This is a genomic window from Mesorhizobium sp. URHB0026, from assembly GCF_054059755.1.
The window spans coordinates 4,443,688-4,468,854 of the sequence record NZ_JBSSCN010000001.1; the positions used below are offsets into that span (position 1 = coordinate 4,443,688).

Sequence of the window (25,167 nt, forward strand, 5' to 3'; positions counted from 1 at the left end):
GAATTCCAGCGATGTTTCCGCTCTTTTGACAGTCGCGGCGCAGCACCTGCCGACCTTGTTTGCTCCGGCAGCGACATCGAGTGCAACACGCCGTGCAAGGTCATCGAAGCAACCGGGCCGAATATGGTAGATTCGGCGCCATGGGCGATTCCTATCTTTCGACGGCCGATCTCGCGGCGCTGGGCTTTTTCCTCCTCGCATGGGTGCTGCACACGCTCGCCTCGGACGGCCACCTGGTCAGCCGCGTGTCGCTGACCACCGCCATGAATGCGCAACGCGAGGCCTGGATGCGCACCATGGCCGAGCGCGAGATCCGCATCGTCGACACCGCCATCATGAGCGGCCTGCAGCAGGGAACCGCCTTTTTCGCCTCCAGTTCGCTGATCGCGCTCGGCGGCTGCTTCGCCCTGCTTGGCGCGTCGGACCGGGTGCTTGAGGTGCTGAGCACCCTGCCCTTGGGCGGCGCGCCGTCGCGCTCGGCCTTTCAGATCAAGGTGCTGGGACTGGTGCTGATCCTGGCCTTTTCCTTCTTCAAATTCGGCTGGGCCTACAGGCTGTTCAACTACTGTTCGATCCTGATCGGCGCCGTGCCGATCCCGCATGGCGAAGCCTCGCGCAATCCCCTCACGCAAACGGCCGTGTGGCGCGCGACGCAAATGAATATGCTGGCCGGCAAGCATTTCAACTCGGGCCTGCGCGGTGTGTTCTTCTCGATCGGCTATCTCGGCTGGTTCGTCGATCCCCTGGTGTTCGTGCTGTCGACGCTTCTGCTGCTGGCCGTCCTGGTACGGCGCCAGTTCTTCTCCGCGGCGCGGCGCGCTGTGATCGGTCAGCCGCCGGGCGTCGGAAACGGCTGATCGATGCGCCCGGAAAGCCAATAGGCGAAAAGCCCGAGCCATTCGCGAACCGCGATGGTCGTGTTCTGCAGCGAATCGGCCGCATTGTCGCGAAACAAGCCGACGCCTTCCCGACCCGAGGTGCGATAGTCGACCGGCCATTGGACAGTTGGAAAACCTGCCTTGTCGAACAGGGCCTTGGCGCGCGGCATGTGAAAGGCTGATGTCACCAAAAGCCATGTCTCGCCCGGTTTGGGCTTGACCAGTTCGCGGCTGAAGACCGCGTTCTCGTATGTGTTGCGGGATTTATCTTCGAGGAGCAGCCGGTCGGCCGGGACACCCAGCGCCTCGAGCAGGCGCGGCGCGGTGTCGGCATCACCTTCGCCGTCGAAGAACAGTGAGCCGTTTCCACCGGAGACCACCACTTTTGCCTGCGGGAAACGCCGGGCGAGGATCGCTGTCTCGACCATGCGATCGCCGCTGCTGTTCAATTCATAGCCCCGGCGCGCGAGGTTGATAGCGCCCTCGAAGCCGCCGCCGAGCACGACGATGCCGTCTACCTTCTTCGGCGGCGGCGGCCTGGGAAAGCGTTCCTCCAGCGGATTGAGCATCATCGCTCCAAGTGACGTCCAGGCCGACAGCGCAAGGATCAGAAACGCCAGCACGCCGCCGCTGACGGCAAGTCGCCGGCGGCCGACCATCCCGGCGAGCAGCCCTGCCGAAAGCAGGAAGATCGCCAGGTTGAGCGGCTGGATGACGAACCAGAATATCTTGGAAAGATAATAGAACATCGCTCACTCATTAAAGTCCGCAAGGCTGTCCAAAAATCGATCGTGATTTTAAGGATCATGCGTCAGGCGAGCGATATCCTTACCACCACTTCTCCGGCTGGAACGTGCCGGCCGCCTGCTCGATGACGGCGGCGGTCTGGAAAAGTGTCTCTTCCTCGAACGGCCTGCCGATCAGCTGCAGGCCGAGCGGCAGCCCCTTGGGGTCGAGGCCGGCGGGCACGGCGATACCGGGCAGGCCGGCCATGTTCACGGTGACCGTGAAAATGTCGTTGAGATACATCTTGACCGGATCGGCGGCCATGTCCTCGTCGGCAATGCCGAAGGCGGCCGACGGGGTCGCCGGGGTCAGGATGACATCGACCCCGGCGGCGAAGACATTTTCGAAGTCGCGCTTGATCAGATTGCGCACCTTCTGAGCCTGCAGGTAGTAGGCGTCATAGTAGCCGGCCGACAGCACATAGGTGCCGATCATGATGCGGCGCTTGACCTCGCGGCCGAAGCCGGCGGCGCGGGTTCTCTCATACATCTCGACGATGTCCTTGCCCGGCACGCGCAAGCCGTAGCGGACGCCGTCATAGCGGGCGAGGTTGGAAGAAGCTTCCGCGGGCGCCACGATGTAATAGGCCGGCAGCGCGTATTTGGTGTGCGGCAGGGAGATGTCGACGATTTCGGCGCCGGCATCCTTGAGCCAGGAAATGCCCTTCTGCCACAACGCCTCGATCTCTTCCGGCATGCCGTCGACACGGTATTCCTTGGGAATGCCGACTTTCATGCCCTTGATCGGCTTGCCGATCGCCGCCTCGTAGTCCGGCACCGGCCGGTCGACGGACGTGGTGTCCTTGGGATCGACCGAGGCCATGGATTTCAGAAGAATGGCGGCGTCGCGCACGTCGCGGGCGATCGGTCCGGCCTGATCGAGCGATGAGGCGAAGGCGACGATGCCCGAGCGCGAGCAGCGGCCATATGTCGGCTTGATGCCGACGGTACCGGTAAACGCGGCTGGCTGGCGGATCGAACCGCCGGTGTCGGTGGCGGTTGCGCCCGCACACAGAAAGGCCGACACCGCGGTCGCCGAACCACCGGAAGAACCACCTGGCACCAGCTGCGCATTGTCGAGGCTACGCTGGGTTTTCGTGCCACCTGCCGAGACGAAGCCGCCATCACCCTGATGCGTCGTCGGCATCACCACCGTATCGAGGCGCGAACGCCGCCACGGGTTGATGACCGGGCCGTAGTAGGAGGTCTCGTTGGACGAGCCCATGGCGAATTCGTCCATGTTGAGCTTGCCCAGCATGACCGCGCCGTCGGCCCACAGATTGGACGTGACCGTTGATTCATAGCGCGGCTTGAAGCCGTCGAGCACGTGGCTGCAGGCCTGGGTATGGACGCCATCGGTACCGAACAGGTCCTTGATTCCCAGCGGAATGCCTTCCAGCGCACCGCCCACGCCCTTGAGCAGCCGGGCGTCCGACGCCTTGGCCATGTCGCGCGCCTTGTCGCCGGTCACCGCCACATAGGCATTCAGCGCCGGATTGGCGCGATCGATCGCCAAGAGATAGGCTTCGGTCATCTCGGTCGCGGTGATTTCCTTGGCGCGCAGCTTGGCGCGGGCCTGCGAAATCGTCAGTCGGGTCAGGTCGCTCATCAAAGGCTCTTTTCGTAAAACACCGACCACTCCGAATCGGGATAATCCAGCACCGGGCCGCAGCGCGAGAACCCGGCACGTTCATAGACGGTCCAGGCGGCGGGATGGCGATCGCCGGTCTCCAGCACCAGCCGCTTCAACCCTTCATCGCGCGCCAGCGCCTCGACCCGTTCGACGATTCCAGCGCCGATCTTGCGGCCACGATGCGAAGGCCTCGTGTACATGCGCTTGACCTCGCCAATGGCATTGTCATGCCGCTTGAGTGCACCACAACCAATGGCGACGCCGTTGTCGCGAGCGATGAAAACGGTCGTGTCCTTGCCCGCCATCTGCTCGACCGTCAGGTGGTAGCAGTGCTCCGGCGGCGTCAATTCGAGCAAGGTCGCGTTGAGTTCCGCGACCAGGCCGCGCACGTCGTCCTGCAGCGGAGTTTCGATGGCAATCTTGATAGCCATCGGCGCCCTACTCCACGACCTTCGGCACGAGGAAGAAATTCTCGTCGGTCGCCGGTGCGTTGGCGACGATGTCGGCCGCCTTGTTGCCGTCGGTCACGACATCGCCGCGCTTCTTCATTTCCATCGGCGTCACCGACGTCATTGGCTCGACGCCGGAAACATCGACTTCGTTCAACTGCTCGACGAAGCCCAGTATGGCATTCAACTCGCCGGTCATACGCTCGGCATCTTCCTCGCTCACGGCGATGCGGGCGAGATGCGCGACCCGCTTCACTGTCTTGACATCAACGGACATGTATTTGCCTCGGGGAAAACCAGTCCGGGCTATAGCGGCGCGGCGCGCGACGCGCAACATGTGCCGCCGGACAATCGGGCAACAGCCTCATGGCAGGGCGATGCCCTCGCACAGATAGTAGCTGCCGCTGTTGCCGCTCGCCTCGCTTTCATCGTCAATCGGCCGGACCGACACGAGATCGACCTGCGTCGGGTTCATCTGCGTCACAGACAGGACGTCAGGAAAGACATAGCCCGGCTCCTGGCATATCGCCGTCACCGCCCAGCTCGGCGAGCGTGTCGCCTTGCTGACCTGAACGAATTCGCAATTGTATTCGACGCCTTGCAGGCCGTTCTTCGAAAGTACGATGTTGCCGGCATCGATCAGCGTCTGCAGCGTATCCTTTTTGGCCTGGGTACAGAGTTCCTCCGACTGGAGATAGACACCTTCGATGAAATCATCCGCGGCAAGCGCGGGCGACGCCGCGACAAACATCGACACGCAAATAGATCGCCCTAATGCCATGGATTTGTTCCGCTTTGGCTCTTTCTAGATGGTAATGGTTTCACCAATCTTCGGCAATGCAAGCTTGACCCCAGATCCTTCCAGCCCGGCTTCGAACTTCTCGGGCGTCGGGTCAATCATTGGAAACGTGCCGAAATGACAAGGGACCACCGTTTCAAACTTGAAGAAGCGGCGGCAGGCAAGGGCCGCCACCGCACCGCCCATGGTGAAGCGGTCGCCGATCGGAACGATGCCAATCTTTGGCTCGTGCAATTCATTGATCAGCGCCATGTCGGAAAAGATGTCGGTATCGCCCATGTGGTAGAGCGTCTCGTCTTCCGGGAAATGCAGAACCAGCCCACCCGGGTTGCCGAGATAGACGTTCTTGCCGCCCTCTTCGCCAAAGGAGGACGAATGCAGCGCCTGAACGAAAGTGGAAGTGAAACCGCCGCAATCGACCGTGCCGCCAATGTTGCCGGGATTGATCTTCTTGTCGCTGACGCCCCTGCCGACAAGGTACATGCAGATCTCGAAATTGGCGACCAGTTGCGCGCCGCTCTTGCCGAGCACTTCCAGCGCACCGCTGATGTGGTCACTGTGCCCGTGCGTCAAAAGAACATGCGTGATCCCTTCGGCCGGCCCTTCCCACCCACCCGTCCAGGAGGGGTTGCCGATCAGATAGGGATCTATGAGGATTTTCGCGTCACCGGTTTCGATGCGGAAGGCCGAGTGGCCATACCAGGTCAGTTTCATGAATGCATTCCTCGATTTTTCCCGAGCCAAAGGATAGAACGCCGATAGCCTTGAGATCAAAGGGTATAGTGTCCGCCGGGTATCCGAAAGGACGCGTGCCGTCGAAAAACACGAGGGGAAACCGTTGGCCGTCATCACGATTGAGCAGTTGCCGGCACGGCTCGCCAACGGCAGGACCTTGGCGGGGCTCGATCTCGGCGACAAGACGATCGGCGTGGCGGTTTCCGATCGGGGGTTCTCCTTCGCTCATCCGCGTCCGGTCATCATCCGGCGGAAATTCTCGCTCGACGCCGCCGTCCTTTTGGCATTGCTGAAGAAGGAGAATGTCGGTGCGGTGGCGATCGGATTGCCGATCAACATGGATGGGTCGGAAGGTCCGCGCGCACAGAAATCGCGCGCCTTCGTGCGTAACATGGCGCAGCTAAGCGACCTGCCCTTCGTGTTTTGGGATGAGCGGCTGTCGACCGTCGCGGCCGAACGGACGCTGATCGAGATGGATTTCTCGCGCGCCAAACGCGCCGGCAAGATCGATTCGGCGGCGGCCGCCTTTATTCTGCAGGGAGTTTTGGACCGGCTTCAGTCGCTCGATGCAGCCGATCGAACGGAACCGGACCCGTCCAGCGACGCCTGACCCAGCCCAATATCTCGCGACGTCTGCGAAACACCCATATCGCCACGAGCAGCAAGCCATCGAACACGCAGGCTTTTGCCACCATGCCCGGGATGGTTGCGGGGTCGATGCCGAGCATCTGACCGTAGAGCTGGAACACGAAATCGTGCAACTGCCGGCTGAGCATCACATAGCCGAAATTCATGTCGTTGAGCGACAGGTAGAACCAGCCCCAAAACAGCGCCATCGGAGCGGCCCACAACGCGAAGATGTAGCGCATCAGCGGCCCCCTTTCCCGTTCGGGCCGGTCCGTCCCGATATCATGGAGAGCAGGGAATTATGCGCTGCGGCCTTCGCCATGCTGTGCGCCGTTGCCTGGAAATCCTTCTCATCCAGCGCAGCTACCGAACGCCGTTCGGCGAGCATCGCGACATAGGAGACCAGAAGTGCGGCCAGTTGCACGGCGACCACCATGAAGAGGCCGTTGATGCCTTGGGCGGCACCGCCGATCAGGATCATCGACATCACCCCAGAAGCGGAAATAAAGGCAATGCGAACGACGCTATCGGCGCCGGGGCTGGACGCGTCGTTGATCAGTGTATCGACAAAGGCCCAGAAGAACAGCACCGCCACGACCAGCAACGCGATCGCCAGCGGAGCGACCACGACGATGTTCTCCAGATTGACAAACTGGGCGCTCTCGACGGTCACGCCGAGCACGCCGAGAGCCGCCGTCACACCTCGATTTCCATCGACACAGATCAGCGCGAGCAGAGCAAAAACGATCGCCCAGTGCACGGACAGAAAGGAGGTCAGTACGTGTCGCATCGTGGCTCCTGCTTCGACAGGAATGACAGTGGGCTTTGCGGTTCGCCGCCGCAACGGAAACCATTTGTTAAGGTTAACGGCGACGACGGGGTCACTGGGGATTCCGGCAACGCCCCTCGAACATGAATGGCGTCTCCGTCAATTCACCGGCGGATAGAGCGTATCGATGATCATGCGCGCGTCGTGGCGCGAATCGAGCATGCCGTAGGTATTGCGCCACTGGCCCGCGAGCCGCGTCTCGACGAAAGCATCGGCGATCCGCCCTGCCCCGAGCCGACGCAACTCGGCGGCCGCCGCGGAGAGCGCAAGCTGTTCCGTCAGCAGCCGGGCCGAGCCCTCGTCGGTCGAAGCGACCTGCATGGCCGCCTTCAGGACGCCGATCGTGCCGCGCCCGCCGGCGCCGAGGTCGCGGTCGATACCGGTCAATACCTCTTCGAAAAGCCCCGGCGCGCGGCCAAGCACGCGCAGCACGTCGAGCGCCATGACATTGCCCGATCCTTCCCAGATCGCGTTGACAGGCGCTTCGCGGTAATAACGGGCGAGCGGAGCTTCCTCGACATAGCCATTGCCGCCAATGCACTCCATCGCCTCGTAAAGCAGCGGCGGCGCGATCTTGCAGACCCAGTATTTGACGACCGGCGTCATGGCGCGGGCGAACGCCGCCTCGCCGCGATCGCTCGCCGCCTCGTCGAAGGAACGCGCCAGCCGGAACGACAGGGCGGTCGCGGCGGCAACATCGAGCGCCATGTCGGCCAGCACGCGCTGCATCAACGGCTGCTCGATCAAGGTCGAACCGAACACCTGGCGATGGCGGGCATGATGGATCGCTTCGGCCAGCCCCGCCCGCATGATCGCCGAAGACGCCACCGCGCAGTCGAGCCGGGTCAGCGTCACCATGTCCATGATCGTTTTGACGCCGGCGCCGGGTTCGCCGATCATCTCCCCGATCGCGTTGACGAATTCAACCTCGGAAGACGCGTTCGAGCGATTGCCGAGCTTGTCCTTCAGCCGCTGGAAGCGAAAGCCATTGCCAGACCCGTCGCCGAGCACGCGCGGCACCAGGAAGCAAGACAGTCCTTCCGGAGCCTGTGCCAGCACCAGGAAGGCATCCGACATCGGCGCCGACATGAACCATTTATGTCCCGTCAGGCGGTAGAAGCCGTTGCCGACGCGTTCCGCCCGGGTCACATTGGCACGCACATCGGTGCCGCCCTGTTTCTCGGTCATGCCCATACCGAGCGTCAGTCCGGTCTTCTCGACCGGCGGCTTCTGGCTCTGGTCGTATTTGCGCGTCGTCACGCGCGGTGCCCATTCGCGAAACAGTTTTGGGCTTGCCATCAATGCCGCCAGCGAGGCGCTGGTCATGGTGATGGGGCAGAGATGCCCGGTTTCGAGTTCCGACGTCAGGTAAAAACGGGCGGCCCGCACCTGATGGCGGCGGCCGATCTCGGCGTCGCCATTTTCCCAGACAGAGGAATGCAGCCCGTTGGCCACCGAGCGGCGCATCAAGGCGTGATAGGCGGGATGGAATTCGACCAGGTCGATGCGCCGTCCCTGGCGATCATGCGTCCTGAGCTTCGGCGTCTCGACATTGGCGAGGCGCGCCAGCTCCTGCGCTTCTTGCGTCAGCACGAAACGGCCGAGCCCGTCGAGATCCTTGCGCACCGGATCGGAAAAGCGCTCGGCAAGCTGGATCAGCAACGGATCGCCTCGCCAGGCGTTGCCGCCCGTCAGCGGCGGCGGCTGGTTCGTTACGTCGTCGGTCACGCCCAATCCTTCTAGCCAATCCTTCTGGAAAAGCCCTATTGTCGGAAAGCCTCGAATCCGGGGCCGTCGGCTTAGGTATAGCCAAGCGTTGCTGCGCGCGCGATGAAAATACCGGCCGATTCAATCGGCTATCTACACGAAAAAATCGAGGAGAACGGCGTCAATCCGAAGCGGGTGCTTGCGGGCGCGATATCCGCACCCTATAGCAGCCCCTTGAGATGACCGACGCTTCGTCCCTGCCACTCTACCCTCACCGCCATCTTCTGGGCATCAGCGACCTTTCGCCCGCCGACATCGAGCTTTTGCTCGACAGGGCGGATCGGGCGGTCGCGATCTCGCGCCAGTCCGAGAAAAAGACCTCGACGCTGCGCGGCCGCACCCAGATCAATCTCTTCTACGAAGCCTCGACCCGCACGCAATCCTCGTTCGAACTGGCCGGAAAGCGGCTTGGCGCCGATGTCATGAACATGTCGGTGGCGAGTTCCTCGGTAAAGAAGGGCGAGACGCTCATCGACACCGCGATGACACTCAACGCCATGCGGCCCGACATATTGATCATCCGCCATCAGTCGGCGGGCGCGGCGGCGCTCCTGGCGCAGAAGGTCGGCTGCTCGGTGGTCAATGCCGGCGACGGCGCCCATGAACACCCGACACAGGCGCTGCTCGACGCGCTCACCATCCGCCGCGCCAAGGGTGCGCTGTCGAAGCTGATCGTGGCCATCTGCGGCGACATCCTGCATTCGCGTGTGGCGCGCTCCAACATCATGCTGCTCAACGCACTCGGCGCACAAATACGGGTGGTGGCGCCCTCGACGCTGTTGCCCTCGGGCATCGACAGGATGGGCGTGATCGTCTGCCGCTCGATGGCGGAGGGCCTGAAGGACGCGGATGTGGTGATGATGTTGCGCTTGCAGCGCGAGCGCATGGAAGGAGCCTTCGTGCCGTCGGTGCGCGAATATTTCCGTTATTTTGGTCTGGACGCCGAGAAACTGAAGGCCGCCAAGGATGACGCGCTTGTCATGCATCCTGGCCCGATGAACCGCGGCGTCGAGATCGCGTCCGAAATCGCCGACGGCCCGCAAAGCGTCATCCAGGAGCAGGTGGAAATGGGCGTCGCCGTGCGCATGGCGGTTATGGAAGCGCTGCTCGATCCCCGCCGTAATCAAGAAGGCCGCGGCGCATGAGCATCGCGGTCTTTGAACGCGCCCGCATCGTCGACCCGTCACGTGGCCTTGATGAAGTCGGCTCCGTCATAGTCGAAGGCAGGAAAATCGTTGCCGCGGGCAAGGCGGCGCTGAACCAGGGCGTCCCCGACGGCGCTACGGCGATCGACTGCGCTGGCAAGGCGATCATCCCCGGCCTGATCGATGGTCGGGTCTTCATCGGCGAGCCCGGCGGCGAGCATCGCGAAACGATCGCTTCGGCAAGTGTCGCCGCGGCGGCCGGCGGCGTCACGTCCATCGTGATGATGCCAGACACCGATCCGGTGATCGACAATGTGGCGCTGGTCGAATTCGTGCTGCGCACCGCCAAGGACACGGCCGTCGTCAATATTTTTCCCGCCGCCGCCATCACCAAGGGCCTCCACGGGCGCGAAATGACGGAGTTCGGCCTGCTGCGCGAGGCGGGTGCGGTCGCCTTCACCGATGGCAGGCATACCATATCGAGCGCGCTGGTGATGCGTCGCGCGCTAACCTATGCGCGCGATTTCGGCGCCACCATCGTCCATGAAACGCAGGATGCCGATCTTGGGTCGTCGGGCGTTATGAACGAAGGCCTGTATGCCAGTTGGCTCGGCCTCTCCGGCATTCCGCGAGAGGCCGAATCCATCCCGCTCGAGCGTGACCTCGCGCTAGCGCGCCTGACGCAAGGTTCGTACCACGCCGCGAAGATCTCGACGGCAATGGCGGCAAGCGCCGTGGCGCGTGCGAAGGCCGACGGCGCTGCAGTGACATCGGGCGTGTCGATCCACAATCTGTCGCTAAATGAAAACGACGTCGGCGAGTACCGCACCTTCTTCCGCCTGACGCCGCCGCTGCGGGCGGAGGAAGACCGGCTGGCGATGATCGACGCGGTCAAGGACGGAACGGTCGATGTCATCGTCTCCTCGCACGATCCGCAGGATGTCGATACCAAGCGCCTGCCCTTCGCCGACGCCGCGGCCGGTGCCATTGGCCTCGAGACCCTGCTGGGCGCGGCCCTGCGCCTCTACCACAATGGCGACGTGCCCCTGCTCAGGCTGATCGACACCTTGTCCACCGCGCCGGCGAGGCTGTTTGGATTGGCCGGCGGCACGCTGAAGCCAGGCGCCGTCGCCGATCTTGCACTTGTCGACCTCGATGAACCCTGGATAGTCAGTGAAAGCGGTATCCGCTCGCGCTCGAAAAACACCTGCTTCGAAGGCGCGCGGCTGCAAGGCAAGGTCTTGCAAACGCTGGTGGCGGGCCGCACAGTATTTTCTGCCTGAGCCGGCGGTAGCCATGCGACATCAGGCATGGTTGGGGGAACGCGGGGGGAACAATGACTTACAGCCCAATCCTAGCGCTGGTATTCGGCTATCTGCTGGGCTCGATACCATTCGGCCTGCTACTTACCCGCGCGGCCGGCCTTGGCGATGTGCGCAAGATCGGTTCAGGCAATATCGGCGCCACCAATGTGCTGCGCACCGGCAACAAGGGGCTTGCCGCCGCGACTTTGCTGCTCGATGCGCTGAAAGGCACGGCCGCCGTGCTGATAGCGGGCCATTTCGCGCCTGAAGCCGCGATCTGGGCAGGTCTCGGCGCCTTTCTGGGTCACCTGTTCCCGGCATGGCTCGGCTTCAAGGGTGGCAAGGGCGTCGCCACTTATCTCGGCGTGCTGGTCGGCCTTGCCTGGCAAGTCGCATTGATCTTCGCTGTCGTATGGTTGGTGATGGCTTTCCTCTTCCGCTACTCATCGCTGGCGGCGCTGGCAACTGCCGTGGTGGTGCCGATCGCGCTTTGTTTCCTGAGCACGCCGCGGATAGCCATTCTGTTCGTGGTGATGAGCATCATTGTCTTCATCAAGCACCGAGAAAACATTTCGCGGCTGATTGCCGGCACCGAAGGCAAGATCGGAGCCAAGGGATGAGCGAACCGGCCGCCGGGCCGCGTCTCACCGATCGCCAGCGGCTGAGCTGGCTGCGGCTAATCCGCACCCAGAATGTCGGCCCGGCCTCCTTTCGCGACCTGATCAACCGTTTCGGTTCGGCCGAAGTCGCGTTGGAAATGCTGCCGGAACTGATGATTTCCGGCGGCGCCAACCGGATCGTGCGCATCCCTTCCCTTGCCGAGGCCGAGGCCGAGATGGAGGCCGCGCGGCGAGTTGGAGCACGCTTTGTCGGTATCGGCGAGGCAGACTATCCGCCCCTGTTGCGCAGCATGGACAATCCGCCGCCGCTGCTGGCGGTCAGGGGCAATGCCGCGGTCTTCCGGTTGCCGGGTGTTGCGATTGTCGGCGCGCGCAACGCATCGCTTGCCGGAATCAAGATGGCGCGCATGCTGGCAGCCGATCTCGGACGAGACGGCTACGGCATCGTCTCCGGCCTCGCACGTGGCATCGACACGGCGGCGCATCAGGGCAGTCTCTTGACCGGTACGGTCGGCGTGCTCGCAGGTGGGCTCGACCTGCCCTACCCGCCCGAAAATGCCGGTCTGTGCGATGACATTGCGGAGCGTGGCGCCGTCATCTCGGAAATGCCGTTCGGCTGGCAGCCGCGTGCCCAGGACTTCCCGCGCCGCAACCGCCTTGTGGCGGGCGCGGCTCTTGGGCTGGTGGTGGTCGAGGCAGCGCAGCGCTCAGGCTCGCTGATCAGCGCCAGGCTTGCCGGCGAGATGGGCCGGCTGGTCTTTGCGGTACCCGGCTCGCCGCTCGATCCGCGCGCGGCCGGTACCAACGGTCTGCTCAAGGACGGCGCCACGCTGGTCACCGAAGCTTCGGATTTCCAGGGCGATCCTTCCGCTGACCGGCATGCGAGCGCCTGATCTGCCGCCGTTTGAGGACCCACCCGACTTTTCGGCCACACCGCCACCAGGCGAGAGCGACCGAACCCAGGTGATCGAGGCGCTGGGGCCGACACCGGTGCCGGTCGACGAGATCATCCGCCACACCGGCCTGCACCCTGCCCAGGTCTTCATGGTGCTGCTTGAACTCGACCTCGCCGGCCGCCTCGAGCGTCACGCGGGTGGAAATGTGTCGCTTGTTTTGGGGGAAGGCTAACCGCCCTCAATGGCGGCTGGTCTTTTTATCTCCGGTCTCGTCGTGATCCTGCATGTTGGCGCCTAAGAAATCCTTTTGAACAAACTGGCGCCAGACCTCGTCCGCGTCCTGCGGGCGCGACGGATCGAAACTCTGCTGGCTCTCGTGCGTATTCGGGAGCGACCGCCGGCGTAGCCAAGCAGGCATGATCTCCAAGATGAGACTGGTGAATTGGGTCATCACGGACTCCTTCGGTGCGAGGGGTCGACCAGACCGGTCGATCCATCTAAATTCCGCTTGCACACCGCACCTAGCCAAGCCAAGGCCTCACCGACGTCGGCAAGCACATGGCGCGCCGCTGTCGGTCCGTGCGGTTTGATGCGGATCGACATGCCGTCAATCTCATTGACGGCCTCGAAACCATTTTCGTCGGATGTGTCGTCGCCAAGAAACACCGGCCGCCGCCCCTCGAAGGCCGGCAGATCCAGAAAGCGCCTGATGGCCGCTCCCTTTGCTGCGTCCAGCGGCATCAATTCAACGCCGGCATTGCCGGCCAGCACCCGATATCCCGTAGGCAACCTGCCCAACGCCTGTTCGACCAATTGCGTCGCGCGCTGCAACAGTTGCGGTGCCGCGCGCGTGTGGACTGCCAGGATCGGTCCCTTGCGCTCGATATAGACGTCCGAACTGCCCAGCTCCGCTTCGATTTCCTCGGCGAGTGCCGCAATGTCGGCCGGCTCTCCCGCCGCCTCGACCGGGCCATCACGGGTGAGCCTGTGCTCAAGCCCATACAGCCCGGCGGCGCGCAATCTGAGCGGCTGGAAAAGATGATCGACCGCGGCGATCGATCGTCCCGTGATGAACGCCAGAGCTCCATCCAATTGCAATTCGAGCCTCGCCAGCAGCGTACGCAATTCATCGCCGACAACCACCGCATCGGGATGCGCGGCATGTTCGAGAAGCGTGCCGTCAATGTCCAGGAACAAGGCCCACGGCCCTGTCGGGAGCTCAGGCACGGGGAGTTTTGGCAAAAGCGACATCACAGCGCCGCCACCCGTCTGCGATCGAGTAGCGAGATCACGTTGCCGGACGACGTCGGGGCTGCGCCGACGGCGCGATCGACCGCAACGCGTTTGCGCAGGCGCGCGGCATCGAGAAGCATGCTGCCTGCCCACCGGTAGACATTGTTGTCGCGAACGACCTCACGCATCCTTTGCATGCGCTGCCGCTGCTCGTCCGGCGACATCGTCAAAGCCTGCAGCAGGGCGTCGCCCATCATTGTGGCGTCGTACGGATTGACGATCAGCGCTTCCAGCAGTTCCTTGGAGGCGCCGGCGAACATGCTGAGCAGCAGGACCCCTTGTTCGTCATCGCGCGCCGCGACGAATTCCTTGGCCACCAGGTTCATGCCGTCATGCAGGCTCGTGACCATGCAAACGTCGGCGGCTCGGTAGATTTCGTAGACCTGTTCCTGCGAATGATGTTCCGTGACCATCAGGACGGGAGTGTAGCCGTCGCGGCCATAGCGCCGGTTGAGATCCTCGGCTTGACGCAGACACTCGTCGTGCAACTGTTGGTATGCGGGTAAGGTGCCGCGGCTGGGGGCCGCGATCTGCAGGAAGGCGACCTTGCCAATCCATTCCGGATGGAGCCTCAGCAGTTCGTCGAGTGCGGTAAAGCGATCGAGGATACCCTTGGTGTAGTCGAGACGTTCGACCCCGACACACAGCCTGACATCGTCCGCCAGCCCGAATTTTTCACGAACATGCCGCCGGCATTCCGCCACGTCGGGCAGTTGGGCCTGTCGCGCCGGCTCCCATTCGATTGAAATCGGATACGCGTGAACCAGGCTGATCTGGCCGCCGTAGGAGATGGCGGAATCCTCGCGCTCGATCCTGCTCTCCAGGAAGCGGTCGACGCTATCGATGAAGTTGTTGCAATGGAACTGGGTGTGGAAGCCGACGATCGAACTGCCCAGCAATCCTTCGAGGATCTTCTCGCGCCATGGGCAGATGCTGAACACCTCCGAATTCGGCCATGGGATGTGCCAGAAGGTAATGATGATCGCTTCCGGCAGTCGCTCCCGGATCATCCGCGGCAACAGCGCGAAATGGTAGTCCTGGACCAGCACGATGGGCCGCTCATTGCGTGCCTCCGCGACGACGGTGTCGGCGAATTTGCGGTTGACCGCCTCGTAGGCCTCCCAGTCGGAGGCACGGAATATCGGTCGGGTGAAGGCTATGTGGCACAGCGGCCAAAGCCCCTCATTGGCAAAGCCGAGATAATAGCCTTGCTGTTCTTCCTCGCTCAGCCAGACACGGCGCAACGTATAGGAAGGGTTTTCCGGCGGCACTGCAATGCGGTCGTTTTCATCGACAACCAGCGTATCAGCCGAACCGCCGCCATACGCGATCCATGTGCCCGCACAGGCGCGCGTGATCGGCTCCAGGGCGGAGACCAGCCCGCTGGCGGGTACGACCAGCTGGATGTCGTCCCCGTCGCGGTTATGGATGTAGGGTTCGCGATTTGACACCACGATCACCTGCGCATCAGGAAGTTCCTTCGCCAGAATGTGACGCAACGTTTCCGGCGACCATTGGACGAGCGCGGCGGCTGCGGATTGCCCGTTCTTTTCGAACTCCGGCAATGGACTGCGAACGGATCCAGCTTCCATACGGGCGAGCTTGGCGTTTCTGGCCTGGCGCGCCCGTGACAGCACCACCGCGAGCGTGAGGCTTGAGATACCGACAATTACGAGAACGAAGAGCCACAGTGCGGCCGAGGGGACGACCAGGTACGAACTGTTGTCGGGCATTTCGAACTGATTACCTTTCAATGCGATACGGAAGGTCCACCGACAGGAACTCCAGCATCCTTGGCGTGGTGATCCAACGTTCAGCACACATGATGGTTCCGATTTTTCAACTCTTGACCACCAGTGGCACCAACCCTTCATGCGCATCCGCGAGGAAGGCGCCGACACGATCCCCCACGCGCTGAAACGTCAGGTCCACGGCCACATGTCCAACCGAGAGATGGCGAATGACAAGATTGTCGATGCCGATCGGCAAGTGCGGCCGGGTCACGTGAATTTCGTTCGTCCAACCGTCGATCTGTAGGCCGAGGCAGGCCTGCATGAGCATGAAGGCGGAGCCCGCGGACCAGGCCTGCGGCAGGCAAGCCACCGGATAGGCAATCGGCGCCTCACCGGCCGAGCGCGTGAACCCGCAGAACAGTTCGGGTAGCCGCATGTTGAAATGAACCGCGGATTCGAAGGTCCCGCTCATCAACCGCACCACGCTGTCGCGGATGCCGTATCGTGCTAGCCCAGCAGCGCAGATCGCGGTGTCGTGCGGCCAGATCGAGCCGTTATGATAGGACATCGGATTGAAAAAGATCGCATCGTCCGCCAGCGTTCTCAGCCCCCAGCCTGAATGGAACGAAGCCGACAGCAGCTGGTCGGCGACCATGCGGGCGCGATCCGGATTGGGAAGGCCGACATAGAGCAGGTGACCCGCATTTGACGTGCGCACCTTGCAGGGTTGGCCATCGCCATCGATCGCCAGCGCATAGTAGCCAAGCTCTTCGATCCAGAAATGGCGTTCGACTTGTTGGCGAATGGCATCGGCGCGCAGCTCCCAATTCTCCGCCCGCTCCTCTTCGCCGCGCAGCCGCGCCAGCTTTGCCAATCCCCGGAATGCCGCAAAGACGTAACCCTGCACCTCGACAAGCGCGATCGGCCCTTTCGGAATGCGGCCGTCGGCATGGAATACGGAATCGAAGCTGTCCTTCCATCCCTGGTTGGCAAGGCCGGATTCCGCGGCGCGCTGATAGGTAAGAAACCCTGTCGAACGGCTCGCTGTCTCGATCCACTCGGCGGCGGCGCACAGCGATGGCCAAAGCCCATCGATGAAAGCCGTGTCTCCCGTGCGGTCCGCATAGGCGCAGGCGAGATGGATGTAGAGCGGCGTCGTATCGACGCCGCCATAGTAGCGGCCGAACGGCAACTCGCTCAGCGCCGCCATCTCGCCCTTGCGGGTCTCGTGCATGATCTTGCCGGGCTCGGAATCGCTGAAGGAAGAGGTCTCGGTCGCCTGGTGCTGGGCGAGAAAGGCAAGCACGCCGCGAGCCAGGCCAGGATTGAGCCAAAGCATCTGCAGAGCTGAAATCACGCCGTCGCGGCCGAAGGCGGTGGAGAACCACGGGATCCCGGCATAGGGGTAAGGCCCGGTAGCCAGTTCCGTGGTGAGCAACGCCACATCGGCACGCGCCCGTTCCATCCAATCATTAAAGACGCGGCCTGAACTGTGCAGCGTTGCCCCATGCCGGCGCTTGGCGCGCATGCCGAAACGGGCGCGCGCCGCGGCGGACCGGAACCGATCAGTTTGCGGGCGGGCCGCTGTCTTGCTTCCCACCTCTACGTACAGCGTCTGGCGGCTGCGCTTGGTGACAGCAATGAAGAAATCCGCCCGCTCGGAGGTCAGGTGATCCGGCGGCTGTGAAAACGAAATGGCCGATGTCCGCACGACCTTGTCCAGCCCTTCGTAGCGGTGCACGACCGAACTCTGATCCATCTCGGCCGTGTGCGCGGTGCCACGCTTGGAGCGGGTCGAGCCCCGGACTTCGAACATGTCGCGAAAATCGACACCAAAGCGCAGTGATACCAAGACCGTCGAATGCTCCCGGCTATAATTCGAGAGCGTGATGCGTTCATATAGCCTCTCCTGCCACAGAAGCCTGACCCGCTCGATATGGATCGCGCCCTGCGGGATCTGGCGGCCCGCGGCGCTCTCGATCGGCAGATTGGTCAGGTTGCTGGTGAACAGGACGTTGTCCTGGCTGAGCGATGCGCCAAGCAGCGACAGCGATCGTCCGCCAACCGTCAGGCGAAATTCGGAGAGCACGCGCGTGTCGTCGCGGAAGAAGCCGTCGCCCGCGCCGCGTATGTCGCCGTAGGCGTCGGCGACGGCAAAGCAATCGCCATGCTTGAGCGCGTAAAGCCGATGCGGCTCCCTGGGCGCGGTTTCGTCCAGGGAAGCCAGTGCTATCGCAGGATCGAGTTTGCGCTCGTCGAGTTGGGTAATGGTCAAGAAGATTGTCCCGTGCTGGTTTCCGAACGGGTTGAAGATCTACGAGGCCCTGCTCTCTTCGTGGCCTCTGGTCAGCCGCGAATAAGCCTCGACGTAATCCCTGGCCATTCTGTTGGCCGAAAACCGCCTTTCGAAGGCCGTTCTTATTCGTCGCCTGTCGAGTTGCAGGAGAGCCGGCATCGAGGCGACGGCATCTTCGATGGTTTCGACGACAAAGCCGGTGACCCCATGATCGATGATCTCGGGCATGGCGCCGCAACTCCAAGCCATGACCGGGGTTCCGCACGCCATGGCCTCGATCACCGCAAGCCCGAAGGGTTCTGGCCAGTCGATGGGAAGCAGCAAGGCGGCCGCATTGCCCAGAAACCGGGCCTTCTGGTCCTCGCCAATCTCGCCGACATACTCGACCCTGTCGCCATCGATCAGCGGCTGCACGACTTCCTCGAAATAAGCGCGGTCGCCATCGCCGACCTTGGCGGCGAGCTTCAGTTTCAGGCCGGTTCGGCGGGCAATCTCGATTGCCCGGTCCGGCCGCTTGTCGCGTGACATTCTGCCGAGAAAAGCAAGGTAGGTACCGTCCGAACCGGCCTCGAAATCGGCCTCATAGAGGTCAAGCGGCAGCCCGTGATGGATCGTCGCCAGCCAGTTCGCGGATGCGAACCGCGCCCGCTGGCTGCGGGATATGGAAATCATCGGGAACCGCGGGAACCGGTCATAGGCCTGCGCGAGGTCCGCGTAATCCAGCCTGCCATGCGGCGTCGTCACCGTGCGCTGCGGCATATCACGGAAAAACGGGAAATGCAGGAAATGGCTCAGATGGAAATGCACGACGTCGAAGTCGTCGGCCCGTTTGCGCACTTCGTCGAGCATCGACAAATGCGCAGCAATCTCCGACTTCAGCGGACGCGGATCGAGACGAAGCGCCCTTTCGCGGCATGGCACCAGTTTGGCGGAGCTCTTCGTGTCGCCGCTGGCAAACAACGTCACCTCGTGGCCGAGATCGACGAGAGCTTCGGTAAGATATGAGATGATACGCTCGGTACCCCCGTAAAGTCGTGGCGGCACCGATTCGTAGAGTGGTGCGACATGGGCAATCTTCATGTCCGGCGTCCCTCAATGAGCTGGTCATAGAGGCAAAATGCATCAGGGCCCGTATCGTTCCTATATCAGCGCAAGATGCGTCGAATGATCGATCCGTCCCCTGTTTGAGTAGATCCGCCGCCCTATTTCCTTTTGGTGCTGTCGACCTTGCGCTTGCGGCAGTCGAAGGAGGCCCAGATGCAGGAACCCAGGAATATCGCAGCCCGGCGTCTGAGCATGATCATCGAGCAATATGTCGAGGCCAGAAAACGGCATTTTGGCTTTGTGTCGACGGACCAGGCTGCCCGAGTGATCCGCAGGACCCTGAGGCCCGATCCTTCTGAGCCAGCGTTTTCCGATCACGACCTCGACGACATGGTCGCCGCCCTCGCCGTGAAAAACGGCTTGGCCGTTATCTTCGACCGTGGCGTGCGGGGACCGGCCAACGGCGCCGAGGCCGACCTGAACAGAAAGGAACCGATTATGCGAGCACCGAAGGAGACCCCGGATGTTGCCGGCGCGGTGGACGCTATCCTGAGCGATCGCACTGCCCAGCTTTCGATGAGCGCGGTGATCTCGTTGCTGCGCGAACGGACCGGAACCAAGCGATCCGACGCGGATCTGGAAGGTTTGGTTGCCAAGAAAGCCGCCGTTTTGGACGTGCACCTGTCACGGGGCGTCTGAGCAGTCGTTGCACGCCGCACAGGCGATGCTGCGCCACCGAGACGGCGAAGCTGCGGTCATTGGCGACGATATAAGAATTCGTCGCCGGTTTCGGTTCCATGCGCACCAGCACGTCGCAAGGGTCAGTCAGCGTCTCGCTGCACGAGGCACCCGCCAAGAAGGGCCCACAAAGCAGGGTCATCAGCGGCAAGCACTTCATTGTCGATCGCCTTTCCCGTCTTTCAAAATCGTGATGCGCTTGCCGGCCAGCTCGGCCGTCAGTGCGGCGCGGCCGTCATCCCGGCCGTAGAGGTAGCCGGCGGCCACAAGGAGCGCCGCCAGCAGCATTGCGATGACAATCCGGCCTGGCGTGGCGTAGCGGCGAGCCACCAAAGCCCCTTGGCGGCCTTGCCTGCCAACGCCAGCGCTATGTCGAGCGCGACGCTCACCCGCCGATTTCCGACTTCAGGTCGCGCACCGCCTGGGCGAACTGCGCGCGTCTGGTGGTGCCCAGTAGGCGGCAAAGGCGACGATGACGCCGACGATCGTTGGCTGCACGCGCCAGTCGAAATTGCCGAAGGCGGCGACCGGTGCACCGATCGCCGTCAGGAGCCAGGTCCAGAACGTCTTCGACTTGGTCACCGGCGTGTGCAACTCGCCGGGATCTGCGACGACAGGCTTTTCGACCACAACCGGCGCGGCACAGGGGCGGGTTTCGCCACCGAAGGCGCGGGAGGCGGTTCTTGCGCGCTGGCGGGCTTGCCTGCCGGCGGCAAGGCCCAATCGGGCAGGTTCGGAAGACTGTCCTGGCCGATCGCGTGCCAGGCATCCAGAGCGATCGCCGCCCACTGGTTGCGGCTGGCATAGTTCTTTTTGCCGGCCCAGGCTAGCTCGAACGCCCTGACCTTGGCCGCCAGACCCTTTGCGGCCAGCAGCTTGGCGATAGCGCCGCGATAGCTGCCTTTCAGTTCCGGGAACAGGAAGCCGTAGTTCGCCTGGTCGCCGGCAGCATCGAGCGCAGCGCGATTGCAATAGGCTTCGAACTTGCGCCGGCGCGGGCCGGTCCACATCGCCCAGCCAAAACCGCCGCGCGAGGAAGGCACGGTCGGCTTGATTTCCTGCATGGACGAGAAGCCGGCGCACTAATGGCCGAGATTGCCGAGACGGCCGCGGCGTCCACCTGCAGTTCGAAATCGCGCATCAGCAGCGCCATGATCCACGGCGCCTTCGAGCGAAACAGATCCTGTGCCTTGCCCTTTGCCATACCTGAAACCTCCTATGGTTGTGGCAGGATGAAGCGCACGCGGAACCGTCAATTGGGCACAACGGAATTCTGAAGTTGAGTTTTTGTGCTTCACGGCCTATCGGCTGACCAATGCTTGATAGATCGACCCTTAAACCTCTCACGTCGCTACGGTTCTTTGCAGCCGCCTCGGTGGTTGTTTTTCACCTCGGCCCGCACATTGGCATTCACACTTCCGCATGGTTGGCAAACGGAGTTTCCTTTTTCTTCGTGTTGTCGGGCTTCATCCTGACCTATGTTCATTCGCGCGACGGTGCAGCAAAAGCCGCGTTCTACTGGGCGCGCTTCGCCCGAATTTGGCCCACTCACTTCCTGTCATTCCTGATTTTTATCGCCGTGACGCCGGTCGGCTGGGTGTGGGCAACCGGCGGTGGCTTCGGTATCGCCTTGATCAATCTCGCCCTGCTGCAAAGCTGGGTGCCTAGCCAGGCCTATGCCCTGTCCTTCAACAGCGTGTCGTGGACGCTTTCAGTCGAGTTGCTGTTTTATGCCGTCTTCCCGTTCATCGTGGCGGCGAAACGGTTTGGATTGCTCTATGGCCTTGTTGCAGCTGCAACGCTTGCTGCACTGGCCTTCGCCGCGGTCATTTACCAGGGCGAACCGGCTGGGCCGTGGGAGTGGTCGCCGTCACTATTTGCCATCCAGAACCCGCTGATGCGGCTACTGGAATTCATGAGCGGGATACTGGCCGCCAGACTGTATCTGGCCGGCACCTATCGCCCGTTCGCCGGCGCGGAATGGGTGGCGGTTGCCGGCGCCGGATTGTCGGTGCTGCTGATGTCTACAGTCGGAAGAATGGCGCCGGCTCCCATCGCAATCTGGCTGACGCTGGCGGGATCGCAATTCGCGTTCGCCGCAATGGTATATGTCTTTGCCTTCGGAACAGGCATCTTGAGCCGGATACTATCGTACCGCGCCCCGGTCTTGCTCGGCGAGATCAGTTTCGCCACCTATATGCTGCACGGCATCATCATCGAAAAGACCGTGGAATACGGCTGGGCGCTGGGGATCGCCACCATCTACGTGGCATCCTATGTGGTCTGGCGCTTTTTCGAGACACCGGTGCGGCTCGCGCTCACCGGGCGCCACTATTCGCCCACTAGCAAAGCCTCCGCTGGGCCGCAGACGTTCGGGCCGTAGGCGCGGCCGATCGCCTGCTTGATCAGCGAGATTTCCTCGGATTTTACCTCGCAGGACGCCGGCTCGTTGTTGATGCGCAGAGCAGCTTGAACATGTTGGCGTTCTCATTGCAGCGAACACCGCGTGCGACTTTTGAAGTCGCACGGGTCGCAAAAAGTCGTACGGTTCCGGCTCTGTTCTTTTCACCAAAACCGCAAGTGATTAACCTTCGCGTAAAACTTTGGTGAGCGCGATGGGATTCGAACCCATGACCTACTGATTAAAAGTCAGTTGCTCTACCGGCTGAGCTACGCGCTCCCGGGGGCTCGAAAAGGCCGCCCTCGAAATTGCGCGGAACATAGGGAGAGTGCCGCGACCGGTCAACCGGAAAAGATGGGTCTCAAATCCGCTCTCTGCCCTAAATCGCTGCCCCTTGCTTGTTCCCCGGTTCTGGCGAGCAGCCCGGCGGTTTTGGTTCAGTCCGGCCATGGAGGCCAGCAGGGGGAACAAATCCGACGCACTATCGTTTTTCGCCAAAGGGACGTTCGCAAACCCTCGAGGAGAATACCAATGAATAGAATTACGACAGGCCTGCTTGCCGCCACCCTTTCGGCCACATTCGTCGCGGCGGAGGTGGTGCCGGTCAACGCCCAGCCCAACTATGTGCCACTCTCCCAGGCGGCAACGCCGGATGTTCAGACGGTGCAGTACCGGGAGTGGAGGAGAAACCGCTCTTTCGATCGCAATTTCTCGCGCAATCGAAGCTTCAGCCGCAACGGTGACATGTATTGGAATGGCCATCGCGGCTATCGTGAATATCGCCGCGGCTATCGCCGTCATGGCGACTACTGGTTCCCGCTGGCCGCCTTCGCGACTGGCGCGCTGATCACCGGCGCGATTGTCAACAACGAGAACAACCGCGTCTATGAAGGCAATTCGCACGTTCAGTGGTGCTATGATCATTATCGGAGCTACCGCGCTTCCGACAACACCTTCCAGCCGAACAATGGTCCTCGTCGGGAGTGCCGTTCGCCTTACTGATCTGGTTGGCGGAATTCGCCGATCCTTTGAAGCCCGCGCCGCAAAGCGCGGGCTTTTTGCGATGCATTTTTTTGAACTCGTACACAGCGAACCGAAGGCCCTGCATCAGCTAGCCCACTTTATACTTTTCAAGATCAGATAGAGCCCTCCACCTGCACCCCGCGGGGAACGATAGGCGCCGAGGGCCTCGCAAACTCGAACCATCGTCCCGGCCAGTTCCCAACCGAGCGCTTCAAGATCATCGCCGGCATCCGTTACATAAGGGTGAGCAAGTTCGTCGATGCCGTTGTCCTCTCCGAAGGATCGAACGCGTTTTGCATCCTCAAGCAGTTCACCAGGCATATTCGAATTGGCCCAGGCCCAGAGCCAGTAGCCGGCCTTGGCGCTCGTCGAGCCCGCGACCTGAACCTCCGTGACCACCTTGACGATCCCTTGCTCCGAGAAGAGCAGCTTTCCGGCCGTCAGATCGTAATCATAGCGTGGCCAGTGGCCGAGGCGGAAATCTTTCTCCAACTGGGCATTCTTGGCGACGAGCTGTTTGAAAGCATCGTCACGCCATGCGGGATACCAGTCCGGCTGCATGTCCCCTCCTCCTCACCGAGTCGCGCTCGTGTTATGGCATGCTCAGCGTCCTGCGCACAGCATCGCGCCACCCAGCAAGCTTGGCGGTGCGCACGGAGGCGTCCATCTGCGGCTTGAACCGTCGCTCAAGCGCCCAGCTTTTCGCGAACTCCCCGATCTTCGGCCATACGCCCGCCTTCGAACCAGCGAGCCACGCCGCCCCCAGCGCGGTCGTCTCCAGAATTGTCGGCCGGTCGACCGGCGCGTCGAGAATGTCGGCCAGGCGCTGCATGGTCCAGTCCGATGCCACCATGCCGCCATCAACCCTGAGCACCGTCTTTGCCTTGGCGCCCTTCCAATCCTTGTGCATGGCGTCGAGCAGGTCGCGGGTCTGGTAGGCAACGGATTCCAAAGCCGCACGGGCAAACTCGGCCGGGCCGGAATTGCGCGTCAGACCGAAAATCGCCCCTCTCGCGTCCGCGTCCCAGTGCGGCGCACCAAGCCCGACAAAGGCCGGCACCAGATAGACGTTTTGCGTCGGATCGGCCTCCGCCGCCAGCTTGCCGCTCTGCTCGGCCTTGCCAATCACCTTGATGCCGTCGCGCAGCCATTGCACGGCAGCCCCAGCGATGAAGATCGAGCCTTCCAGCGCATAGGTGGTCTTGCCATTCAGCCGATAGGCAATGGTGGCCAAGAGCCGGTTCTTCGACCGCACTAGGTCGCTGCCGGTGTTGAGCAGCGCAAAACAGCCGGTGCCATAGGTCGATTTCATCATGCCCGGTTCGAAACAGGCCTGGCCAATCGTTGCTGCATGCTGGTCTCCGGCAACGCCGAGGATTCTGATTTCGGCCCCAAACAGGTTTTTCTCAGTGGTTCCATAATCATCGGCGCAATCCTTGACTTCGGGCAGTATCGCGGCGGGGATACGCAGGATGGCCAGCAGCTCCTCGTCCCAGGCATTCTCCGCGATGTTGTAGACCAGCGTGCGCGAAGCGTTGGTGGCATCGGTGGCGTGGACCTTGCCACCGGTCAGCCGCCAGATCAAAAAGCTGTCGATGGTGCCGGCGAGCAGCTCGCCCCTCTCGGCACGCTTCCTCGCGCCCTTCACCTTGTCCAGCATCCAGGCGATCTTGGTGCCGGAGAAATAGGGATCGAGCAGCAAGCCGGTCTTGCGGGTGAATTTCTTCTCGAGCCCCTGCTTCCTGAGCTTCTGGCATAGCGGTGCGGTGCGGCGGTCCTGCCAGACAATGGCGTTGTGGATCGGTTTGCCGGTCAATTTGTCCCAGATGACGACCGTCTCGCGCTGGTTGGTGATGCCGATCGCAGCCACATCCGAAGCGTCGCGGCGGGCATTCTTCAGCGCGGCATTCACAGTCTCAACGACGCTCGACCAGATCTCCTCCGGATCGTGTTCAACCCAGCCTGAGGCCGGATAGTGCTGGGTGAATTCCTTCTGCCCACTGCCCGCGACCTTCATCGAGCCGTCGAACAGGATCGCCCGGCTCGATGTCGTACCCTGGTCGATCGCAAGGATATATCCGGTCATTCTCCCTCCGGGTAAGCAGCTTATACGAACAGGGGAGACGGCAAGATGCCGCCTCCCCGATCATTATGACGCCGGCGCGAACGCCA

27 protein-coding genes, 1 tRNA gene and 1 pseudogene are annotated in these 25,167 nt (G+C 62.3%); 9 read left to right on the forward strand and 20 right to left on the reverse strand.

The window, feature by feature from the left end; genetic code table 11:
* Nucleotides 1-140: 140 nt before the first annotated feature.
* Nucleotides 141-857 carry a DUF599 domain-containing protein gene (locus ACVWWD_RS21890; RefSeq protein ID WP_015317761.1) on the forward strand — a complete coding sequence of 239 codons (717 nt, stop codon included), beginning with the start codon at nucleotides 141-143 and terminating at the stop codon, nucleotides 855-857.
* Here the strand turns inward: ACVWWD_RS21890 and ACVWWD_RS21895 are convergent.
* From ACVWWD_RS21895 to ACVWWD_RS21920, 6 genes are all read right to left on the reverse strand, one after another.
* Nucleotides 830-1,627, reverse strand: coding sequence for a YdcF family protein (locus ACVWWD_RS21895; RefSeq protein ID WP_352549409.1), 798 nt, complete (start codon nucleotides 1,625-1,627; stop codon nucleotides 830-832). The two genes, ACVWWD_RS21890 and ACVWWD_RS21895, sit on opposite strands and share 28 nt — an antisense overlap.
* Before the next feature lie 79 nt (nucleotides 1,628-1,706).
* Nucleotides 1,707-3,272, reverse strand: a complete 1,566-nt coding sequence (locus ACVWWD_RS21900; RefSeq protein WP_352549407.1) for an amidase — start codon at nucleotides 3,270-3,272, stop codon at nucleotides 1,707-1,709.
* Nucleotides 3,272-3,727: a GNAT family N-acetyltransferase gene (locus tag ACVWWD_RS21905; protein ID WP_352549406.1), complete on the reverse strand. Its 456-nt coding sequence runs from the start codon at nucleotides 3,725-3,727 to the stop codon at nucleotides 3,272-3,274. The genes ACVWWD_RS21900 and ACVWWD_RS21905 overlap by 1 nt, the downstream gene beginning before the upstream one ends.
* Nucleotides 3,728-3,734: 7 nt before the next feature.
* Nucleotides 3,735-4,022, reverse strand: coding sequence for an Asp-tRNA(Asn)/Glu-tRNA(Gln) amidotransferase subunit GatC (gene gatC / locus ACVWWD_RS21910; protein ID WP_015317757.1), 288 nt, complete (start codon nucleotides 4,020-4,022; stop codon nucleotides 3,735-3,737).
* A gap of 87 nt (nucleotides 4,023-4,109) precedes the next feature.
* Nucleotides 4,110-4,496: a hypothetical protein gene (locus ACVWWD_RS21915; protein WP_032924318.1), complete on the reverse strand. Its 387-nt coding sequence runs from the start codon at nucleotides 4,494-4,496 to the stop codon at nucleotides 4,110-4,112.
* Nucleotides 4,497-4,550: 54 nt separating this feature from the next.
* A complete protein-coding gene (locus ACVWWD_RS21920) occupies nucleotides 4,551-5,258 on the reverse strand; it encodes a metal-dependent hydrolase (protein WP_023773838.1) in 708 nt (235 codons plus the stop codon).
* Nucleotides 5,259-5,382: 124 nt separating this feature from the next.
* On the opposite strand from ACVWWD_RS21920, the gene ruvX reads away from it, so the two are divergent.
* Nucleotides 5,383-5,889 carry a Holliday junction resolvase RuvX gene (ruvX, locus tag ACVWWD_RS21925; protein ID WP_023773839.1) on the forward strand — a complete coding sequence of 169 codons (507 nt, stop codon included), beginning with the start codon at nucleotides 5,383-5,385 and terminating at the stop codon, nucleotides 5,887-5,889.
* Here the strand turns inward: ruvX and ACVWWD_RS21930 are convergent.
* The 3 genes from ACVWWD_RS21930 to ACVWWD_RS21940 form a co-directional block, all read right to left on the reverse strand.
* A complete protein-coding gene (locus tag ACVWWD_RS21930) occupies nucleotides 5,807-6,148 on the reverse strand; it encodes a DUF6105 family protein (RefSeq protein ID WP_352549401.1) in 342 nt (113 codons plus the stop codon). The two genes, ruvX and ACVWWD_RS21930, sit on opposite strands and share 83 nt — an antisense overlap.
* Nucleotides 6,148-6,696, reverse strand: coding sequence for a hypothetical protein (locus ACVWWD_RS21935; protein ID WP_023773840.1), 549 nt, complete (start codon nucleotides 6,694-6,696; stop codon nucleotides 6,148-6,150). The genes ACVWWD_RS21930 and ACVWWD_RS21935 overlap by 1 nt, the downstream gene beginning before the upstream one ends.
* A gap of 138 nt (nucleotides 6,697-6,834) precedes the next feature.
* Nucleotides 6,835-8,463 (reverse strand): DNA alkylation response protein, encoded by a 1,629-nt coding sequence (locus ACVWWD_RS21940; RefSeq protein WP_352549399.1) that lies wholly within the window; start codon nucleotides 8,461-8,463, stop codon nucleotides 6,835-6,837.
* A 218-nt stretch (nucleotides 8,464-8,681) separates the two neighbouring features.
* On the opposite strand from ACVWWD_RS21940, the gene ACVWWD_RS21945 reads away from it, so the two are divergent.
* The 4 genes and pseudogenes from ACVWWD_RS21945 to dprA all read left to right on the forward strand — a co-directional run bounded on the left by ACVWWD_RS21945 (nucleotide 8,682) and on the right by dprA (nucleotide 12,699).
* Nucleotides 8,682-9,647, forward strand: coding sequence for an aspartate carbamoyltransferase catalytic subunit (locus ACVWWD_RS21945; RefSeq protein ID WP_023773842.1), 966 nt, complete (start codon nucleotides 8,682-8,684; stop codon nucleotides 9,645-9,647).
* The gene (locus tag ACVWWD_RS21950; protein WP_352549398.1) at nucleotides 9,644-10,930 is read left to right on the forward strand and encodes a dihydroorotase; all 1,287 of its coding nucleotides are present in this window, start codon (nucleotides 9,644-9,646) and stop codon (nucleotides 10,928-10,930) included. Before ACVWWD_RS21945 ends, ACVWWD_RS21950 begins: the two co-directional genes overlap by 4 nt.
* Nucleotides 10,931-10,983: 53 nt before the next feature.
* A complete protein-coding gene (gene plsY, locus ACVWWD_RS21955; protein ID WP_023784018.1) occupies nucleotides 10,984-11,571 on the forward strand; it encodes a glycerol-3-phosphate 1-O-acyltransferase PlsY in 588 nt (195 codons plus the stop codon).
* A pseudogene (dprA, locus tag ACVWWD_RS21960) lies at nucleotides 11,568-12,699 on the forward strand (DNA-processing protein DprA). The gene plsY and the pseudogene dprA overlap by 4 nt, the downstream one beginning before the upstream one ends.
* A gap of 6 nt (nucleotides 12,700-12,705) precedes the next feature.
* Here dprA and ACVWWD_RS21965 read toward each other — a convergent pair.
* From ACVWWD_RS21965 to ACVWWD_RS21985, 5 genes are all read right to left on the reverse strand, one after another.
* Nucleotides 12,706-12,918, reverse strand: a complete 213-nt coding sequence (locus ACVWWD_RS21965; protein WP_352549397.1) for a hypothetical protein — start codon at nucleotides 12,916-12,918, stop codon at nucleotides 12,706-12,708.
* The gene (gene otsB / locus ACVWWD_RS21970) at nucleotides 12,918-13,718 is read right to left on the reverse strand and encodes a trehalose-phosphatase (RefSeq protein WP_023784016.1); all 801 of its coding nucleotides are present in this window, start codon (nucleotides 13,716-13,718) and stop codon (nucleotides 12,918-12,920) included. The genes ACVWWD_RS21965 and otsB overlap by 1 nt, the downstream gene beginning before the upstream one ends.
* Complete coding sequence (locus ACVWWD_RS21975; RefSeq protein ID WP_352549396.1) at nucleotides 13,718-15,493, reverse strand: alpha,alpha-trehalose-phosphate synthase (UDP-forming); 1,776 nt, start codon at nucleotides 15,491-15,493, stop codon at nucleotides 13,718-13,720. Before ACVWWD_RS21975 ends, otsB begins: the two co-directional genes overlap by 1 nt.
* Nucleotides 15,494-15,599: 106 nt before the next feature.
* Nucleotides 15,600-17,762, reverse strand: coding sequence for an amylo-alpha-1,6-glucosidase (locus ACVWWD_RS21980; protein ID WP_023773849.1), 2,163 nt, complete (start codon nucleotides 17,760-17,762; stop codon nucleotides 15,600-15,602).
* Between the two features lie 45 nt (nucleotides 17,763-17,807).
* On the reverse strand, nucleotides 17,808-18,869 hold the full coding sequence (locus tag ACVWWD_RS21985; protein ID WP_352549394.1) for a glycosyltransferase family 4 protein: 1,062 nt from the start codon (nucleotides 18,867-18,869) through the stop codon (nucleotides 17,808-17,810).
* A 177-nt stretch (nucleotides 18,870-19,046) separates the two neighbouring features.
* Between ACVWWD_RS21985 and ACVWWD_RS21990 the strand changes: the two genes are divergently transcribed.
* Entirely contained in the window at nucleotides 19,047-19,532 is a 486-nt protein-coding gene (locus tag ACVWWD_RS21990; protein WP_023773851.1) for a hypothetical protein, read from the forward strand.
* 195 nt (nucleotides 19,533-19,727) lie between these two features.
* Here the strand turns inward: ACVWWD_RS21990 and ACVWWD_RS21995 are convergent, their stop codons facing one another.
* The 3 genes from ACVWWD_RS21995 to ACVWWD_RS22005 all read right to left on the reverse strand — a co-directional run bounded on the left by ACVWWD_RS21995 (nucleotide 19,728) and on the right by ACVWWD_RS22005 (nucleotide 20,635).
* Nucleotides 19,728-19,901, reverse strand: coding sequence for a hypothetical protein (locus tag ACVWWD_RS21995; protein ID WP_156942032.1), 174 nt, complete (start codon nucleotides 19,899-19,901; stop codon nucleotides 19,728-19,730).
* A gap of 75 nt (nucleotides 19,902-19,976) precedes the next feature.
* The gene (locus ACVWWD_RS22000) at nucleotides 19,977-20,153 is read right to left on the reverse strand and encodes a hypothetical protein (protein WP_352549392.1); all 177 of its coding nucleotides are present in this window, start codon (nucleotides 20,151-20,153) and stop codon (nucleotides 19,977-19,979) included.
* On the reverse strand, nucleotides 20,150-20,635 hold the full coding sequence (locus tag ACVWWD_RS22005) for a hypothetical protein (RefSeq protein ID WP_352549390.1): 486 nt from the start codon (nucleotides 20,633-20,635) through the stop codon (nucleotides 20,150-20,152). Before ACVWWD_RS22005 ends, ACVWWD_RS22000 begins: the two co-directional genes overlap by 4 nt.
* Before the next feature lie 251 nt (nucleotides 20,636-20,886).
* Here ACVWWD_RS22005 and ACVWWD_RS22010 point away from each other — a divergent pair, with 251 nt between their 5' ends.
* Nucleotides 20,887-21,954 (forward strand): acyltransferase family protein, encoded by a 1,068-nt coding sequence (locus ACVWWD_RS22010; RefSeq protein WP_084567537.1) that lies wholly within the window; start codon nucleotides 20,887-20,889, stop codon nucleotides 21,952-21,954.
* A gap of 221 nt (nucleotides 21,955-22,175) precedes the next feature.
* Here the strand turns inward: ACVWWD_RS22010 and ACVWWD_RS22015 are convergent.
* Nucleotides 22,176-22,251, reverse strand: a tRNA-Lys gene (locus tag ACVWWD_RS22015).
* Between the two features lie 252 nt (nucleotides 22,252-22,503).
* Between ACVWWD_RS22015 and ACVWWD_RS22020 the strand changes: the two genes are divergently transcribed.
* Nucleotides 22,504-22,974, forward strand: a complete 471-nt coding sequence (locus tag ACVWWD_RS22020; protein ID WP_023773852.1) for a BA14K family protein — start codon at nucleotides 22,504-22,506, stop codon at nucleotides 22,972-22,974.
* 105 nt (nucleotides 22,975-23,079) lie between these two features.
* Here ACVWWD_RS22020 and ACVWWD_RS22025 read toward each other — a convergent pair whose 3' ends face one another.
* Nucleotides 23,080-23,556: a DUF6882 domain-containing protein gene (locus ACVWWD_RS22025; RefSeq protein WP_352685967.1), complete on the reverse strand. Its 477-nt coding sequence runs from the start codon at nucleotides 23,554-23,556 to the stop codon at nucleotides 23,080-23,082.
* A gap of 31 nt (nucleotides 23,557-23,587) precedes the next feature.
* Nucleotides 23,588-25,081, reverse strand: coding sequence for a glycerol kinase GlpK (gene glpK / locus ACVWWD_RS22030; protein WP_352549385.1), 1,494 nt, complete (start codon nucleotides 25,079-25,081; stop codon nucleotides 23,588-23,590).
* Nucleotides 25,082-25,167 lie beyond the last annotated feature (86 nt).

Excerpts from the sequence above, each read along its gene's own strand:
- ACVWWD_RS21890 (WP_015317761.1), top strand. The coding sequence starts at position 141 with ATGGGCGATTCCTATCTTTCGACGGCCGATCTCGCGGCGCTGGGCTTT.
- ACVWWD_RS21895 (WP_352549409.1), bottom strand. The coding sequence starts at position 1,627 with ATGTTCTATTATCTTTCCAAGATATTCTGGTTCGTCATCCAGCCGCTC.
- ACVWWD_RS21900 (WP_352549407.1), bottom strand. The coding sequence starts at position 3,272 with ATGAGCGACCTGACCCGACTGACGATTTCGCAGGCCCGCGCCAAGCTG.
- ACVWWD_RS21905 (WP_352549406.1), bottom strand. The coding sequence starts at position 3,727 with ATGGCTATCAAGATTGCCATCGAAACTCCGCTGCAGGACGACGTGCGC.
- gatC (WP_015317757.1), bottom strand. The coding sequence starts at position 4,022 with ATGTCCGTTGATGTCAAGACAGTGAAGCGGGTCGCGCATCTCGCCCGC.
- ACVWWD_RS21915 (WP_032924318.1), bottom strand. The coding sequence starts at position 4,496 with ATGTTTGTCGCGGCGTCGCCCGCGCTTGCCGCGGATGATTTCATCGAA.
- ACVWWD_RS21920 (WP_023773838.1), bottom strand. The coding sequence starts at position 5,258 with ATGAAACTGACCTGGTATGGCCACTCGGCCTTCCGCATCGAAACCGGT.
- ACVWWD_RS21930 (WP_352549401.1), bottom strand. The coding sequence starts at position 6,148 with ATGCGCTACATCTTCGCGTTGTGGGCCGCTCCGATGGCGCTGTTTTGG.
- ACVWWD_RS21935 (WP_023773840.1), bottom strand. The coding sequence starts at position 6,696 with ATGCGACACGTACTGACCTCCTTTCTGTCCGTGCACTGGGCGATCGTT.
- ACVWWD_RS21945 (WP_023773842.1), top strand. The coding sequence starts at position 8,682 with ATGACCGACGCTTCGTCCCTGCCACTCTACCCTCACCGCCATCTTCTG.
- ACVWWD_RS21950 (WP_352549398.1), top strand. The coding sequence starts at position 9,644 with ATGAGCATCGCGGTCTTTGAACGCGCCCGCATCGTCGACCCGTCACGT.
- plsY (WP_023784018.1), top strand. The coding sequence starts at position 10,984 with ATGACTTACAGCCCAATCCTAGCGCTGGTATTCGGCTATCTGCTGGGC.
- ACVWWD_RS21965 (WP_352549397.1), bottom strand. The coding sequence starts at position 12,918 with ATGACCCAATTCACCAGTCTCATCTTGGAGATCATGCCTGCTTGGCTA.
- otsB (WP_023784016.1), bottom strand. The coding sequence starts at position 13,718 with ATGTCGCTTTTGCCAAAACTCCCCGTGCCTGAGCTCCCGACAGGGCCG.
- ACVWWD_RS21975 (WP_352549396.1), bottom strand. The coding sequence starts at position 15,493 with ATGCCCGACAACAGTTCGTACCTGGTCGTCCCCTCGGCCGCACTGTGG.
- ACVWWD_RS21985 (WP_352549394.1), bottom strand. The coding sequence starts at position 18,869 with ATGAAGATTGCCCATGTCGCACCACTCTACGAATCGGTGCCGCCACGA.
- ACVWWD_RS21990 (WP_023773851.1), top strand. The coding sequence starts at position 19,047 with ATGCAGGAACCCAGGAATATCGCAGCCCGGCGTCTGAGCATGATCATC.
- ACVWWD_RS22005 (WP_352549390.1), bottom strand. The coding sequence starts at position 20,635 with ATGCAGGAAATCAAGCCGACCGTGCCTTCCTCGCGCGGCGGTTTTGGC.
- ACVWWD_RS22010 (WP_084567537.1), top strand. The coding sequence starts at position 20,887 with ATGCTTGATAGATCGACCCTTAAACCTCTCACGTCGCTACGGTTCTTT.
- ACVWWD_RS22020 (WP_023773852.1), top strand. The coding sequence starts at position 22,504 with ATGAATAGAATTACGACAGGCCTGCTTGCCGCCACCCTTTCGGCCACA.
- ACVWWD_RS22025 (WP_352685967.1), bottom strand. The coding sequence starts at position 23,556 with ATGCAGCCGGACTGGTATCCCGCATGGCGTGACGATGCTTTCAAACAG.
- glpK (WP_352549385.1), bottom strand. The coding sequence starts at position 25,081 with ATGACCGGATATATCCTTGCGATCGACCAGGGTACGACATCGAGCCGG.